Consider the following 15,790-nt stretch of genomic DNA (forward strand, 5'->3'; position numbering starts at 1 on the left):
GGTTCGCCAACGATCGCAGTCAAGGTGAATCGACGGGCCGCAGTTCTACAACCGCCCGATAGGCGTCGATCATGCACTCCAGTGAGTGCTCCCAGGTGTAGTGCTTCAAGACGTGCTCCCTGCCAGCACGCCCCATTCCTGCACGCAATGCGGGATCGGCGGCAAGTCGCAGGATGGCCTGCGCCGCCGCCGTCGGATTTTCGCGTGGGACAACGATTCCAGTCACGCCGTCTTGCGTGACTTCGGCCAGTCCCTCGACATCCGAGACGACAACCGGCTTGCCACATGCGGCTGCCTCGACCGCCGCCACGCCGAAGCTCTCCGAGTCGTCGCGGCTGAGCGCGGCGAAGATGTCGAGGCGATGGAGCATCCTGGGCACATCGTGATGCGCAACAGCGCCATGAAAGACGACCCGATCAGAGAGACCAAGGCGGTCGACCCGGCGCTGAAGCGACGCTTGGTCGGGTCCGCCGCCGGTGATCTCGAGCCGCAGGCGCGCCGCCGCGTCGCCGCCGCCACTCGTCGCCTGCGCGAAGGCATCAATGAGCACGTCGATGCCGTACTTCCGGCTCATCGTCTTGACTGTACCAACCACGATGGAGTCGGAATCCCGCCCGCTCGGCGCAGGGGTGAAGATCTTCTCATCGACCCCGAATGGCGTGATGAAGACGCGCAGTTTTGGATCCAGCGATGCCACCTGCCTAGCCATGCAGTGGCTGGTCGACGCAATCGCCGTTGCCGCACGCAGATTTGCCTGCACCAGCATGCGGTGCAACGGTGTGTTGCACGGAAAGTCATACACGTCGCTGCCCCAGACCGAGAGCAGCAGCGGCTCGAATCGGCTGGCGCATGCGAGCGTTCCGTAGCCGGTGGCGTAGTGAGCGTTGAGAACATCTGGGGCGATCTCACGCAGCAGCCGGCGCAAGGCCGGCCCGGCCAGCAGGTAGCCCGCCGGAGCGGACCAGCCAAGCCGATGTATCCGGACGCGTGGGTCGATGTCCCGCAGCGGCTCATGAATGCTGATCAGGTGCACATCGAGGCCTCGACCGGCCAGGCCATTGACCCACCGCATCGTATGCACTGCCGAAGCAGCTGCCAGGATCGCCACTCTCATCGCGACGCTCCGATCAGGTCCGAGACGACCTGCTGCGCACGCGCCTGCCAGGTGTGCAGGGGGCGAATCCGTAGCAGCGCGTCTCGCTTGGGTGCGAGGAGGCTGCGGTTCTCGCTCAGGCGTCTCAGCAGCGCCGTGATCGCCTCGTCGGTGTAGGGCAGCGTCCAGCCGATGTCGTGTTGCGCGACGAAGCCACCGGCGAGCGTCCCTGCGCTCGCGATCACCGGACGTTCCGCACCGATGTACTCGTACAGTTTCACCGGCGCGGCGAACTCCCAGTACGCTTGCGGCTCGACGAACAGGAGGCATGCGTCGGCTTCCTCGAACAAGGCCTGAAGCTCCGGCCCCGCACGGTGGACCACGTTGACGTTGCCAGCTGGCGGGAGCGAGTACTCTCGACACACCGCCTGCCACTCGGCTTCGCGCGTGCACAGTGTGAGGTGAACCTCTGGCAGCGCGTGCAGCGCGCGGAACAGAGCGTGCATCCTGTAGTGCGAGCCGAGACCACCGATATAAAGCAGCCTCAACGTTCCGTCCGGGCGTCGCACCGGCGATCGATCGATGTGGCCAGGTGGCAGCGCCGCCATGGAATCTGGTCGGATCCATGGCACATGCCTAGCCATTTCCATCGACGGCAGGTACAAGCGGTCGAGGAGCCGGCGGTACTGGAACAGGTCGTACCGATACATCAGGCGTGCGGCGCCGCGCTTCCAAGGCGCCAGCGCCGTGCCGTACTCTGGAAAGCGCCAGTAGATGTCACGGTAGAACAGCCCGAGCGGAATGCCGCGCGCTTTGAGCCGGGAGAAGAAGCCGAAGTCGAGGAGCGGCTGGGTCGGCAAGTGATGCCGCTCGGTCAGCAGGGTCGGTTCCGTCGAACTCTCGCCGTACATGAAGGCGTAGCGCTCGCCCCGCCGGATCCTCGCGTCCACCACTTCGATCGCGCGCGCCCGGTCGGCGGCGTACCCGCACACCGTGTCGACTTCGTAGCCGAGCGAACGGAACGCCTCGATCATCTGAAAAGGGCGGATCCCACTGGCGGAGCTGGCATCCGCGCGGATCGGCAAAGGGTGGTGGAAGACTATCCGCATCGGCTATGTCCGCGATCGTACCCAACGAGATGCGCGCGACTCTGTACTTGGACGCCGGCGCTCAACTTGCCACCCGATCGTAGAGGGCCATGAACTGCCGCATGTTGTTGGCCAGCAGGGCACGCTGCGTGACCATGAGTTCGTTCGTCAGGCGACTCTCTTTGTCCCATTGTCCCGAGGCCCACCACTGCATGCCCCGTGACAACGCCGTGCCGAGTTTGGCCAGATCGCTCACGAGCAACCCTGTGCGCCCGTCCTGAACCCACTCCCGGTTCGCCGCCAAGTCGCTTAGTACCGGCAGGCAGCCCGCCGCCATCGCCTCCAGTAGGCTGACGGCCGTACCGTCGGATTCGGGCACGCTCACGAACAGTGCGCTGCGGCGGTAGGCGCGCGCCAACTCGGTCGCCGACAGCATGCCGGTGAATTCCACACGTCCGTCCAGACCCAGGTGTCGGGCGAGTTGTTGCAACTCGGCCGACTGATCCCCTGCGCCGGCCACTTCCAGAATCCAGTCGTCACGTGCCTCTGGAAGGCCGGCGAATGCGCGCAGGATCGCATCGATGCGGTACAGCGGCTTGTGCAATCGGCAAGACAGCACGCGACGCTCGCGCTGCACCACGCCGATCGCCGGCGGCGGATCGATGCCGATCGGGATCCACTCGCGCAGGGGTGCCGCCTTCGGGTGGCAGATCCGTTCTGCAGTGGAGAGCAAAATCGGAGCATCGGCAGTCCACGCTGACGCCGCGCGGAGCGTGCTGCGCATGAGGTGCCGATACAGCCAGTTCCATTCGTGCAGCCTGAGGACGTCCGAGCCCCAAAGTGTCAGCACCAGCGGCAGCCCGCCATGGCGAGCCGCGCGCCCCGCATGCCAAGCCACGTTGCTGGCCTGATGGGCGTGCACCAGTTTCGGCCGCCACTGCTCAATGCATCGTTGCACGACGCCGGTGGCAGCTTTCCGCCGCATCGTAAAGTCCGCTGCCTGCTGGTCGAGCAGTAAGGGGTGATCGACCAGGCGCTCCGCCGACTCGGTTACGAGCACGACGGACTGACCCGCCTCGCAGAGCCCGGCGACAAATCGCCGGACGTGAATCGACGCCGTACCGACCACGAGTACTGGCGACTCGCTGCTCACTGGTTTACTCCCGCGACTGACCACGTTGAAGCGCATGATCGACCCATGAACATCTCAGGGTGCGCCTCGCTTGGTTGCGACGATGCAGAGTTCGTAGTACGTCAAAAGCTGTAGGCGCTCGGGGGTCAAGTTTTCGGCGATGGACGCCTCACGCCGCGCCAACAGCCCTTCGATGGAACTGCGCAAGGGCAGGCGTTCGCCGTGCTGGATGAAGAGCGAACTCAACCGCGACAGGTTGCCGCAACGGATGCGGCGAACTTCGGTAACGTCAAAGTGGCTGGCCAGCGCGTCCCGATAGTCTTGCTCGGTGGCTGCTTCCGATACAGATCCGGAGCATCCTTCTGAAGCGCTCGCCTGCTCGATCAGCAGCAACTCACCATCGGTCGTCAGTACCCTGGCCAGCTCCGCGACCGTTCTGTGCAACTGGGCTCCGTCGGAAGTTTTCAGATACTGAAGCACATAGACGGTCAGGCAGCCGTCGAAACTGCCCGCGTCGAACGGCAGCGTTGGGCCGTCCACTCGCTTGAAGACCGCAGGTCCGTCGCCGTGCAGTCGCCGCGCCACCTCGATCATCTCCTGCGATGCATCGGCGCCGTGATAGAGCACGCCCGTCCGCGCGATCCGCTCCGCAAAACGACCGACGCCGCAGCCGAAGTCGAGCACGCTCTTGCGGCGACCGACCCACTCATGGATCTGGCTCCATTGGATGCGATCGATCAAGGCGTTCTTCAGTCCAGACTTGTCTCCCGGATCGATCACGGCCTGATGCGCGACGCCTTCCTTGGCCCGCGAATCCCAGTCAACTTTTACCATCGGACTTACTCCCTGCAAGCGGCACGGCCCGTCGCACGCGATCCGCAATACGCCAGATTGGTGATCGAAACGTCAGCGACGCATACGTCTTTGGCAGCGCGCCAAATCCCTCCTTGAACCGCTGCACGTTGGGCAATCCGCCGCTGGCCCCGAGGTTGAGGACCGGGACACCCCGCTGCACGAGATCCTGCAAGACCGCGTCCATGAGCTTAACCATCGGATAGGCCGGCTTTTGGTCACCGTCGATCCTGGAGACCCCTTGCCAATACAGTGCATAGGAGCGACTGTACAGAACGACCATGGCACACGCCAGGCGGTCCTCGACATAGTGCATCCAGAAGCGGACTGCGGGTGACGACAGCAGATTTCGGAACAGGTCGGGCGGATAGACGAATCCATTGCGGCCCCAGCGCATCAGCGACGCAGCGTAGACCGAAAAGTAATCGTCCAAATCCCTCACGTTGTCGGCGACGCGTATCAATGATCGAATCCTGACTTCGCGTAGCGCTTCGTAGCGCTTGGTGCTGTGGTACTTCGCGCGCATGGCGTCAATCGAAGGGCCAATCGGAAGCAAGTGGGCCTGGTTCATGACCACGCCGTATCCGCGTGAGGCAGCGTACGAAATCAAGTCCCCCGAGTGCGTCTCCAGCGGGTTCAGGTTGATCCTCACGTTGTTGCGTAGGGAAAGCCGCTCGCTATCGATGAAGCGGCGCAACGCCGCCAGCCGGGCATCGTCAGCGCACAACGACGCATAGAAGCCGATCGGAGCGACCTCCACGCGCCGCATCCCAAAACGGCTGCGCTCGAAAAACCAGCCCGTGTCCGACTGGGACCCATGCCCGGTCACGATTAGGGGTCTGGCGCGCATTTGGAGGGAGCGCTCAAACGCGGACCGGATCGACACCTCGTCGAAAATGTCGTCATGCATGCTCGTTCTCCCGACCGATGACGACGGCGAATTCGAGAAAGGTCGACGCAACGAAATACAGCGCCATGCCCAGCGACAAAGCCCACATCGTTGCGAGCACCGAGGTTGAGGTGGCCCAAGCGACGCCGAAAATCCCGAACGCAAGTACAGAGCCTCCCAGCGCAAGGACAAGAACTAGCGCCACGCGACCCTTGAGCAGATATAGCACACCCATTGGACCAACCACGAACGACGTCAGGATCCACGGGGACAGGGCGCGCAGATAGCTGCCGATGCCGCTCCAGGACTCTCCGAAGGCAAGCCGATAGGCAGAGTCGGGGATCAGCAGCAGCACCGGTTGAAAGAAGCACGCAGCAGCGCCCAGCACCTTGAGTATGCCAAGGGCGTCTTGTCTGAGCCTGGAGTGGTCGTTGCGATGCGCAGCCGCCCTCGGGTAATAGACCTGCGAAATGGCGCTGCCGATCAGATTCAACGGCGCCTTCAACAATCGCATCGAGAATGAGTAGTAGGCCGCCGCCTGGGTTCCGAACATGACCGCGATGACAAGCGGGATACCCGACGCCTGGGCGGCATCGGAAAGAACGTGGGGCACATTGAATACGGCGATTCGGCGGAAGTACCTGAGCATGCGAAATACCTGACGGGCTTTCACATCAAACGCGAACCCGGACGCACGGAGTCCCGTCAGCAGAACCACCAGCGCGACTGCCTGCCCTGCGAGCGTCGCCACGACGAGCATGCTGGCATCTGCGTCGTATGTTCGCGCCAGGCCAATCGACAGTAGCGCGGCGACGGTCGACTGCACGATGCGCGCCGCAGACAGGCGTGCGTAGTCCCGTGTCCGTGCGCTCCAGTTGGTGAAGACTTGTTGCGCCCCTGCCAGCAGCACGTAGAGCGCAAGGCCTAACGCGACGGCTTTGCCGGAGCCGATCGTCCCGGCGCCGAAGACGAGTATCGACGCGGCGGTCAGCACTGCCGCAAAGACAGCCGTCGCGAGACTGCCCAGCGCAACCGCCGACGCGCCGCGGTTGTTCTTGGGGAGCGCGATTGCGGCGTCAAACCGGCCACACGCGATGGGCCCGACGAACCCGCCATACGCGAGGAAGACAACAAAGAGTCCATAGACGTCTGGAGAGTACAGCCTCGTGATGAACGGGAACGAGACGAGAGCGATCGCCTGCGCAATCGCCGAGCCTCCAGCCACGGTGAGCACGCTCGCGACAAATGACTTTCCCATCGGTTTCGGCCAGGCCTACGCAATCCACCCGGCCCAAGTGTCGAGGCGACTTGGGAGTGGCCCCTCACAGCCAGCGCATGCGGACTCGATCGCCTGCGCCGGATGGAGGCTGCTCGGCATGGCCAGGATGGTGCACTCCGCCTGGGTGGCGGCCAGCGTCTTCGGCAGATTCGCATGCTCACGGGCGCCAGTGCGGGCCACCGCCGCGGTCAGCGGGGCCGGGGCGCACACGTCGGTCAGCCCGCGGCCAGCGGCGCGCGCCTTGCTGGCATCAAAGTGGTTCCCCTCGAAGTGGCCGCAGCCGACCTGGCCGAAGCGGGACTTGCGATCGAGAGCGGGCCGTCGGACGTGCATGGGGAGAATGTGCCTAGGTTGCTAAACCCCTGGGAACCGGGGGGGGCGCAAGCGCGACGGATTTTACGAGATGGCCGACCATCCAAAATCTGCGGCTCTCGAAAGCAGCCGGCACTTGCCTCCGGCGTTACGCGCCTCGCTTGTCCTCAGCCATTCAGGAAAGGTCTGAAAACACCCGACAATCCGACCGTCCTGCTCGGAGGAGTTTGCCCGGCCACAGGTGATCGGACGGCAGCGCTTTGTATGATTGCGGGGGCACCCGAAAGGACCTCTCCCGGTTTGTGACCAGCATGCAATTGAAATGACCACTTCCACAGAGACCAGTTCAAGCGTGGCGCGCATCGTGAGCATCATCGTGCCTTGTCGCAACGAGTCTGCATACATCGAGCGCTTCTGCCAAAGCGCCTTGGGGCAGACAATGCCGGCCGATTGGGCACTTGAGCTGGTCATTGCCGATGGAATGAGTGACGACGACACGCGGGACCGCTTGGGGCACTTGGCGAGCGCTGACTCTCGTGTTGTGTGGATCGACAATCCACACAGAATAACTTCCTCCGGCCTGAACAGGGCCCTGGCCCGCGCAGCAGGGTCCGTCATTGTCCGAATGGACGTGCATAGCGAGTACGCGCCTGACTACGTAGAGCAGTGCCTCGCTGTGCTGGCTGAAACCGGCGCATCGAACGTCGGTGGAGCGTGGAAGGCTGAGCCTGAAGAAGGCGCAGGTTCAATGCAGCAGGCGGTTGCGATGGCGTTTCAGTCTCGATGGGTGGCCGGCGGCGCCCTGTCTCGGCGTCTCGACTACGACGGCTGGGTCGATACCGTTTACCTTGGCTGCTGGCCGCGTTTGACCTTTGAGCGGTTCGGTAATTTTGACGAGTCGCTGGTACGAAATCAGGATGACGAGCACAACTTGCGGATCGTTCGAGGCGGAGGACATGTCTGGCAGTCGTCGCGAATCCGGAGCGTCTACAGGCCCAGGCGAAGCCTCAGTCAAGTCTTCCGGCAGTATGCCCAGTACGGGTACTGGAAACCCTTTGTCATGAGGAAATTTGGTCAACCTGCCGCGTGGCGTCAACTTGTTCCAGGAACGCTGGTACTCGGATTGACCGTCTCTGTGGGACTGGCAGCGTTCGGCGCGCCCATCTGGTCTTGGTTAGGACTACCGATCGCCTATGGCGCAGCGCTGATCGCGGTCGCGATAGCACTCGCAATCGAACAAAAGCCGAAGGTCGGCGTGTTGCTGCGCCTTCCCGTTGTCGTTGCGGCATACCAGCTCGGCTATGGATTGGGTTTCATCGCCGGCTGTTGGGACGCTCTGAGGAAGAGTGCCGCGCGAGATCGCTTTGCAGCGTTGACGAGGTAGCTGGGTGGATCAACGGGAGCTCCAGCATCAGGCCGAACTGGACGCCGTGCATAAGCGGTATGCTGCACGGGAGGTCAAGGACTTTCGCTATCAGGTGACGGATGCGGCGGCTCTTCTGTCGCTTCAAGAGCGTCATCGCGTCGCAATTTCGCTGCTGCAATCCGCCGGCCTTTCGCAGATGGCAAGGCTCAGCCTTGTCGAAGTCGGGTGCGGCGATGGATCGAATCTCCTGGATTTTCTGCGCTGGGGCTTCGCTCCGCATCACCTCACGGGCATCGAGCTTTTGGCTGACAGGGTCGATTTGGCGAGGGAGAGACTGCCGAGTGCGCTTACCGTGCTCGCGGGAGACGCTACGGTGGCCCCAATCGCCGAACATAGCACCGACATCGTCTTCTCATCGACGGTGTTCTCGTCGGTGCTCGACGACGCCGTTCAGCAGTCCTTGGCCAATGCAATGTGGTCATGGGTCAAACCCGGCGGCGGCGTGCTTTGGTACGACTTCGTCTACGACAATCCCTCCAACAACGACGTCCGGGCCGTACCACTCCGTCGGGTGAAAGCCCTCTTCCCTCAAGGGCGCATGACGGCACGTCGCGTGACCCTCGCGCCACCGATCAGCCGCCGCGTCTGCCGCCTTCACCCGGCCGCATACCATCTCTTCAACCTCATGCCTTTCCTGCGCACCCACGTGCTGTGCTGGATCGCCAAGGATTGACCCCATGTCAGAGAAGCCTTCATTCCTCCCATTCGCACTACCCGATATCGGCGACGAAGAAATTGCCGAGATGGCCGATACGATGCGTTCGGGCTGGATCACGACGGGCCCCAAGACGAAGCGCTTCGAAGACGACTTCGCTGCGTTCCTCGGTGACCCCGCGCTGCTATGCATGGCCGTCAATTCGGCCACCGCCGGTCTGCATCTAGCACTCGAGGCCCTCGGCATCGGCCCCGGTGACGAGGTGATCACGACCACCCACACCTTCACTGCGAGCGCCGAAGTCGTTCGCTATCTCGGAGCGGATGTCGTGCTCGTCGACGTCGATCCCGTCACGCTGTGCATCGACGTGCGCGGGATCGAAGCTGCGATCACGCCGCGCACGAAGGCCATCATTCCGGTGCACTATGCCGGGCTGGCCGCCGACATGGAGGCGCTGCTCGCACTGGCCCAAACGCGCGGCTTGAAGGTGGTGGAAGATGCCGCCCATGCACTGCCCACTACCTGCGGTGGGCAACTGATCGGCACGCTGCAGTCCGACGTCACCGTGTTCAGCTTCTACGCCAACAAGACCATGACGACCGGCGAGGGCGGCATGGTGGTCACGCGCGACGCCGAACTGGCCAAGCGCATCAAGGTGATGCGCTTGCACGGCATCAGCCGCGATGCGTTCGACCGGTTCCAGTCGACGACGCCCGCCTGGTACTACGAGATCGTTGCGCCCGGCTTCAAGTACAACCTGACGGACGTTGCCGCGGCCATGGGCCTGCATCAACTGGCGAAACTGCCGCGCTTCCTGGAGCGGCGCCAGTATCTTGCCGCGCGTTACCGCGAGCAGCTGTCGCGCTTGCCGTTGATGCTCCCAGCGGAAGCTCCGGCCGGCGATGTGCATGCGTGGCATCTGTATGTCATTCGCCTTGATGCGTCGGCCAAGGTGACGCGCGACGAAGTCATCCAGGGTTTGTCGGACCGCGGAATCGGCACCAGTGTTCACTACGTGCCGCTGCATCGGCAGCCCTATTGGCGGGACCGCTATGGCCTCGAACCCGAAATGTTTCCGCATTCGGAGGCGGCCTATCAGGCCATGCTCAGCATTCCGCTGTTCACAGCGATGAGCGACGCCGACCAGGATCGGGTGATCTCGGCGCTGCGCCAGATCCTGATGTGATGCTCAAGCGGGCGTTCGACCTGTTGGTCGCATCCTGCGCGCTGTTGGTGTTCGCGCCGCTGCTGCCGATCATCCTGGTTTGGATCAAGCTGGATTCGCCCGGCCCCGTCTTGTTCTGTCAGGACCGCGTCGGCTTGCGCGGACGGGTGTTCTCCATCTACAAGTTCAGGACCATGTATGCCGCCTCGGCGGCAGGGCGCGGTGCACAGATCACGGTGGGCACCGATCCGCGTATCACTCGGGCCGGCCGCTTTCTGCGCCGTCACAAGCTCGATGAGCTCCCCCAGTTGATCAACGTCCTGAAGGGCGAGATGAGCGTTGTCGGGCCTCGCCCGGAAGTGCCGCGCTACGTGGCGCTGTATCCGCCAGAGATGCGTGAGTTGATCCTGAGCGTGCGTCCCGGAATCACCGATCTCGCCTCCATCGCATACAGGGACGAGAACGCTCTTCTCGCCAAGGCGGACGATCCCGAGGCGTTCTATGTCGAGTTCGTCCTTCCTGCAAAGCTCGAGTACTGCGTCCAATATGTGCGCACGCGCAGCGTCGGGTTGGACCTGGTCATCCTGGGGAGAACGGCCAAGGCGCTGCTTGGTCTGTGAGCGAGCGCAGGCTGAGCCCCGTCGCTATACTCGGTTCGTCACGCCAAGAACGGCGTGATCGGGATTGGCGTCCCGAAGCAGTTCTGCGACGCAAGCCGCAGTGGTTACCGCAGTAGCTCTGCGGCTTCGTCGTTCGTGCCTCCATTTTTTGGCGGCTCGAGCGGGGAGCCGCAAGGCTCGCCGGTTCTCGCAAGAGCTGCCCGGTACGCCAACCTGTTCGAGTCGCCGCCTCCGATTGGCGTCGGGCGCGGCGGTTTTTGCCAACCGCAGCTCTTGGAGGCCACTCATGGCTAAGTCCCCCCGCGCACCCGCGCCATCCCCACGCAAGGCCGCATCCGCCGCCCTACGGATCATCGACGAATTCTGCAACCTGAAGGAAGTGCATCGCGCGTTCGCCTGCCTCCACGGCCTGCTCTCGCCGATCCATCGAGCGCCTCGCTACGAAGAGTTCAGCATCGAGCCAGGTGATCTGCGCGCCTTGATGGCGGTGATCAACATCGAACTGGAGCGCCGCACCGAGCCTGTCGAAGAGGCGATTCGTTCGTTGCGCAAGGCGCTCAAGGCCAAGGTCCGCTGAGCTCGCTGCGCGCCAATATCCTGAGCGGGCCAATCGACGATGCTCGGCTTCGAGCCCTGCAGGCGTCCGGCTCTATGGCGGTGATGCTGCGCCGTTGAACTTCACCTCCACCCGTACCCTCGACTTGACCGCTCGCCCGTCGATTCGACCCGGCGAGTAGCGGGCGGCCAGGAATGCCTCACGTGCAGCCTGTTCATATTCGGCGGGCAGGGAGGGGGCCTGACCCACGACCTCCTGCACTCGGCCTTCCTCGTCGATGTACAGCGCCAGGATGCCGGTGCGGACGCCGATCGATGGCGCCAGAAGGGATGGTTCCGCAATCACCACGGGGGTTTGAACAACGGGCGGCTCAGTAAGCATCGACCTGGGCACGTAGCCATCGAGTTCGCCTGCGGGTATGGGTACGGAGTCTCGGGCGGCGCGCGCTTCAACGGATTGCTCGTCGGACCGCTCCGGTGCGGCTGGCGCCGGTGACGTGGCCTGCAGGTTGCGGCTGGAGGAGGCCTGAACCACGTCCGGCTGTGCGGATACCGCCTTCGGCGACGGAGGAGGGGGCGCCGGCGGCGCAGGAAGTGGTTTCGGCAATTGCGCCTCAGCCGGGCTGAAAAGTCGCGCCTGGAGAACGGTTGGGCCGGAGGCTGCCTTGGTCCCCCGCATGGCAGCGGGCTGGGACCACGGTGCCAGCAACATCACGTGCAGCCCAACTGAGAGCGCAACGCAAACGCCGAATGCCAGGCGCGGGCCCGGCACCGGCTTGCGCATCAGTCGGCCAGTTCGCGCCACGAGGTGCGCTGGGGAATGATGGTGGAATTGGTGCCGGCCGGTGACTTGGCGATGACCGTGGTGCCAGTGCTCATTTGGCGCAGAAGCCGGAGCGTGCCATCGGCCATCCTGACGAAGCTTTGACCGACGATCAGCGCATTGGCGTCCACTAGGGTACCTGCCACATTCTCGAGCGCCGCGCCGCTGTTCGCGTTCAGGAAGTAGTTCCACGAGCCACCGCCCGATTCGCAAGCGTCGCCCGTTGGAATGGCTGTGGCGATGGCCAGCACGCCACTCTGCAGGGCGATGTCGGTCGCCACCCGTTCGCCGCTGTGCGGAAGGTCCACCCACCAGCCGTTATTGGTTCCCCAGTTGACCGCGTTGGTGGTGATGGTGGCGGTCTTGGCAGCCACATTGGCCTCGCTGGTGATGTCAAAGGTCTGTTTGACCAGGGTATTGTTGTTGCGCACATCGCCGAGGCTGGCGTTGGTCAGCGAGTCCTTGACGACGTAAAGACTCTGTGTGGAGGTATCGGTGATATCTCCTGTGTCCAGGTATCGGCCGGTGCCCACGACGATCACCGGCGTGTTCGACGCCGCTTCGGCGAGCCGGGGCCGTGTCGTGATGGGCTGCGGCGTGGAGTCAACGACGAAGCTGGCCAATTGGAGCGCCGCGTTCTTGGGCTCAACCAGGCCGTCGATGTCGAAGCGCCACAGATTGCCCAGCAGGTCGCCGCCGTAGATGCGCTTGGATGTGTTGTCCGATTCCAGGTCGATCCAGCCGTTGATCTTGTCCAGGCCGCTCGGCGTTTCGGTGTTGCCTGCGCTGGTGGCAATGTCGGTGCGCGCCCTGACGCCGGTATTGGCGTTCAGCACGAACAGGCGGCCCACGCCATCGCCGGGGCTGACATTGTTGTAGCCCGAGGAGAACGCCACTACCCAGGTGCCATTTGCGCGCTTGGTGATGACCGGGTTGCCGAAAGTCAGGCCGAGGTTGTCGTCGTTGAACTCCCACAGGGCTTGCGGGTTGGCAGGGTCGGTGATGTCCAGCGCGTAGTAGCTGCGCCCTCCTTTGCCCAGGCCGCCGACCAGGATGGTCTTCCAGTGGCCGTCCACGTAGATGTCGCCCACCACCGGCGCTCCGTCCACGAAGTAGCGATGCTTCGACCTGTAGTTTGAATCCGCCAGCCTGTAGAGTTCCGGCATCACGGCGGTTGGCACGAAGGCCCACAGTTCCGTGCCGCCGGTGCCGTCACTGGTATCCGCAGAAAAGGCGTGCAGCATGCCGTCATTGGCGGCCACGTAGATCATGGGCTTGCGGTCCTTTTGGGCCTGTACAAAGTCCGTGTAGCCGGCGTCGGTGTAGTTGAACGAGGGCTTGCTCACGAACTTGGGTGCCCCGTTGATGATGTCACCCAGCAGGGCCGTGCGCGCACGATAAAGCGGCTGCGTGGTGGTGGGTGTAGCAGTGCTGGCGGTCTGGTAGGTCTTGTCGCCGCTCAGGAAGTTCACCAGCCGGGCGCCGTCGTTGGCCGCGGTCTTTTCGGCAGCGCTCAGGGAGGCGCATTGCGACGCGGCCGGCCCCTCCGCGGGGCACAGGTGGGTGAAGTAGCTTCCGAAGCCATCGGCGTTCAGGTTGCTCCAGTTGAATGCCAGTAGCGTGGCCGTCGATGGCTTGCGGTAGTAGATTCTGCGATCTGCGTAGTTCCGATTCTTGAGCTTGGTCTGCGCCGACCAGACGGGGGCGGTGGTGTCGATCGCCCCCGAGTCGCCGTCGAGTGTCAAGGCCTCCAGGTCGCCTACCCATGTGCCGGTGGTGTAGCTGGCCCGATAGACCTGGTTGTTGGTGCCCGTGACCAGTTCCAGCGTGCTGGTTGTTGCGGCCGAAGACGAGCCCAACTTCTCGCCGATGCTGTCCGTCACGCCCTTGATGGCATCGGCCAACTGGGCGGCATTGAGCGCGGAGTAGTACTGGCCTCGCCCGTTGACGGCGGCGTGCCACAGGTCGTCGATGCTGCGGGCATCGCCGCCATTTTTGGTTTCCGCCGGGACCGGCCAAGTGATGGTGCCGCTCGTGAGGTCGGCATATGCACCGCCGGTCGTGGCGGTCTGTGTAAGGTAGTTTCTGTCGTAGGCGAGCGTACCGCTCACGCCCAGTCCAATGGTGAAGGTCGTCATGTGCTGGTGCTTTGCCGTGTCGCGGCCCGCGGCCTCGACCACATTGCTGCACACTTTCTGGCTCGTGCCCGAGGCCGTGGATGTGCAGTTGTCCAGCGCATCGGTGCGCAGGTCGGTCTTGTAGTAGTACTCGGCCACGTCGGCAAGCGTGTTGGATGCGCCGCCGGTGGTGACCGTGCCGGTGGTGACGGCGGATGCGACGGTGGTCCCGGCAAGGCTGGAAGCCGCCTGTCCTTCAATGGTGTAGTTGGCGTCCCTGCAGGTTCCGCTTGAGAGCGCAGGCGGAGCGGGCGACCAGGTCACGTTGTTCGACGAGGTCTGCGCCGTCTTCGTGACCCTGTATTGACCGTTCTTGCAACTGTTGCCGTTTCTCGTACCGACTTGATACAGGTCGCGGCTGTAGACGGTGGAAGTGATCGTACCGTCATGCATGGGGCGATCTTCGGTGCCATCCTGATTGCCCACTTCGGCGCCGGAAAGGTCAAATGGACCGTAGGTGGTGCTCTCGGAGCCCGTGTTCCAGTATCCGTCGGTCGACAGCAGCAGGTAGTTGCGTTGGCAGGCGTATTCGACAGGGTCGCTCTGACCACTGTACCGCTTGGCGTAGTAGCGGCCTATCTTCGACACGGCGCCGCGCAGCGGTGTCGAGCCGCCGGTGCCCGCTCCGTAGAGCTTGGTATACAGCGTTTCCTTCTGCGTGCCGCCGAAAACGCCCACGGACTGAAAGCCGTCCGAGTCTGTGACGCTGGAGCTGCTGATGGTGGAAAAGCCGACGCGGTATTCATCGGTCAGGCCCTTGAATGCGCGACCCACCGCGGTCCGCATCAGCAGCGTACGTGTTCGGTAGTACGCGTACCAGTTGGCGTACTTCTGCGCTTCGGCGGAGGCGCTCGTCACATTGACTTTCGTAAACACCCCACTGCCCGGAGTGCTGCCGATGGCGCTCATGCATTGGTTGTAGAAGGTGTTCGCGACCGGGCCACTGCTGGTGTAGGCCCATCCCATCTTGGGCTGTTTCGTGGTGGCTGTGTAGGAATAGTAGAAGCTCGTGACCTTGCGAGTGATGACCCAGCTGTTTCCGGAATTGTTGTTTCTTCCGGTTTGGGAGTCGACGACATTGACCTCGAGTTTTTTGGTGCTGGCGTTCCAGCTGGTGACAGTGCCGGTCATCCATCTGTTGTCGTTGTCGCTGAGCGTCAGCGTGATGGTTTGGCCCGCGGCGAATGTGCCGGCGGTGAGGCCGGTGTTCGTGAACACGAAGGATTTGGTGCCGTTGCCGACAGTGACATCTTTGTCGGTGGTGAAAGTTCCGACCGATTCAGTGGCGCCAAGAGAAAGATCGGTCGTCGCGCCGGATTGCGCGAAGCCATCGACCCAGGCGGCCGAGAAGCTGGCGTTCCCCTTCGAGGTCCCGTCGGCATTCACCGGTGGGTCGTAGGTCACGTTGGGGTCGGGGTCATAGGCCACGCCGTTGCATTGCGAGGACCAGTAGCCGTACTTGCCGGTGTCGCTCATGGTGTCGGGCATGTAGGCACTCTCCATGCTCCCCGAATCGTCGAGGACGAACATCAGGTTCGGCTTGGCGTGGAATTCTTTGCTGGTGATCAGCGGCATGTCGGCGATCTGGGTCTGGCCCGCCTGACCGACGATGCCCGCGCCGCCCAGCGCGAGCAGGGCGGCAGCACGAAGAAGATGACGGCCCAGGCCTGTATGGTGGGCGGCGGTCCACGATGGGACTGAGAAGTGGCGTTGCATGGTCGGCG

13 protein-coding genes are annotated in these 15,790 nt (G+C 63.4%); 5 read left to right on the forward strand and 8 right to left on the reverse strand.

What is annotated here, in order from left to right:
* Nucleotides 1–19: 19 nt before the first annotated feature.
* From AB4Z46_RS14815 to AB4Z46_RS14840, 6 genes are all read right to left on the reverse strand, one after another.
* On the reverse strand, nt 20–1,114 hold the full coding sequence (locus AB4Z46_RS14815; RefSeq protein WP_442284262.1) for a glycosyltransferase: 1,095 nt from the start codon (nt 1,112–1,114) through the stop codon (nt 20–22).
* Entirely contained in the window at nt 1,111–2,202 is a 1,092-nt protein-coding gene (locus AB4Z46_RS14820) for a hypothetical protein (protein WP_442284263.1), read from the reverse strand. Before AB4Z46_RS14820 ends, AB4Z46_RS14815 begins: the two co-directional genes overlap by 4 nt.
* A gap of 61 nt (nt 2,203–2,263) precedes the next feature.
* A complete protein-coding gene (locus tag AB4Z46_RS14825; RefSeq protein WP_442284264.1) occupies nt 2,264–3,334 on the reverse strand; it encodes a glycosyltransferase family 4 protein in 1,071 nt (356 codons plus the stop codon).
* 54 nt (nt 3,335–3,388) lie between these two features.
* Nucleotides 3,389–4,147 (reverse strand): class I SAM-dependent methyltransferase, encoded by a 759-nt coding sequence (locus AB4Z46_RS14830; protein WP_442284265.1) that lies wholly within the window; start codon nt 4,145–4,147, stop codon nt 3,389–3,391.
* Entirely contained in the window at nt 4,134–5,075 is a 942-nt protein-coding gene (locus AB4Z46_RS14835) for a GNAT family N-acetyltransferase (RefSeq protein WP_442284266.1), read from the reverse strand. Before AB4Z46_RS14835 ends, AB4Z46_RS14830 begins: the two co-directional genes overlap by 14 nt.
* Nucleotides 5,068–6,312 carry an oligosaccharide flippase family protein gene (locus AB4Z46_RS14840; protein WP_442284267.1) on the reverse strand — a complete coding sequence of 415 codons (1,245 nt, stop codon included), beginning with the start codon at nt 6,310–6,312 and terminating at the stop codon, nt 5,068–5,070. Before AB4Z46_RS14840 ends, AB4Z46_RS14835 begins: the two co-directional genes overlap by 8 nt.
* A gap of 655 nt (nt 6,313–6,967) precedes the next feature.
* On the opposite strand from AB4Z46_RS14840, the gene AB4Z46_RS14845 reads away from it, so the two are divergent.
* From AB4Z46_RS14845 to AB4Z46_RS14865, 5 genes are all read left to right on the forward strand, one after another.
* Nucleotides 6,968–8,029 (forward strand): glycosyltransferase family 2 protein, encoded by a 1,062-nt coding sequence (locus tag AB4Z46_RS14845; protein WP_442284268.1) that lies wholly within the window; start codon nt 6,968–6,970, stop codon nt 8,027–8,029.
* Between the two features lie 4 nt (nt 8,030–8,033).
* Nucleotides 8,034–8,744, forward strand: a complete 711-nt coding sequence (locus tag AB4Z46_RS14850; RefSeq protein ID WP_442284269.1) for a class I SAM-dependent methyltransferase — start codon at nt 8,034–8,036, stop codon at nt 8,742–8,744.
* A 4-nt stretch (nt 8,745–8,748) separates the two neighbouring features.
* Nucleotides 8,749–9,912 (forward strand): DegT/DnrJ/EryC1/StrS family aminotransferase, encoded by a 1,164-nt coding sequence (locus AB4Z46_RS14855; protein WP_442284270.1) that lies wholly within the window; start codon nt 8,749–8,751, stop codon nt 9,910–9,912.
* A complete protein-coding gene (locus tag AB4Z46_RS14860) occupies nt 9,912–10,511 on the forward strand; it encodes a sugar transferase (RefSeq protein WP_442284271.1) in 600 nt (199 codons plus the stop codon). Before AB4Z46_RS14855 ends, AB4Z46_RS14860 begins: the two co-directional genes overlap by 1 nt.
* Nucleotides 10,512–10,797: 286 nt before the next feature.
* Nucleotides 10,798–11,088, forward strand: a complete 291-nt coding sequence (locus tag AB4Z46_RS14865; protein ID WP_442284272.1) for a hypothetical protein — start codon at nt 10,798–10,800, stop codon at nt 11,086–11,088.
* Nucleotides 11,089–11,160: 72 nt separating this feature from the next.
* On the opposite strand, the gene AB4Z46_RS14870 is transcribed toward AB4Z46_RS14865, so the two are convergent.
* Entirely contained in the window at nt 11,161–11,850 is a 690-nt protein-coding gene (locus tag AB4Z46_RS14870) for a hypothetical protein (protein WP_442284273.1), read from the reverse strand.
* A complete protein-coding gene (locus AB4Z46_RS14875) occupies nt 11,850–15,782 on the reverse strand; it encodes a pilus assembly protein (RefSeq protein ID WP_442284274.1) in 3,933 nt (1,310 codons plus the stop codon). The genes AB4Z46_RS14870 and AB4Z46_RS14875 overlap by 1 nt, the downstream gene beginning before the upstream one ends.
* Nucleotides 15,783–15,790 lie beyond the last annotated feature (8 nt).

The sequence above is a fragment of the Variovorax sp. M-6 genome (assembly GCF_052114385.1).
GTDB lineage: Bacteria > Pseudomonadota > Gammaproteobacteria > Burkholderiales > Burkholderiaceae_C > Variovorax.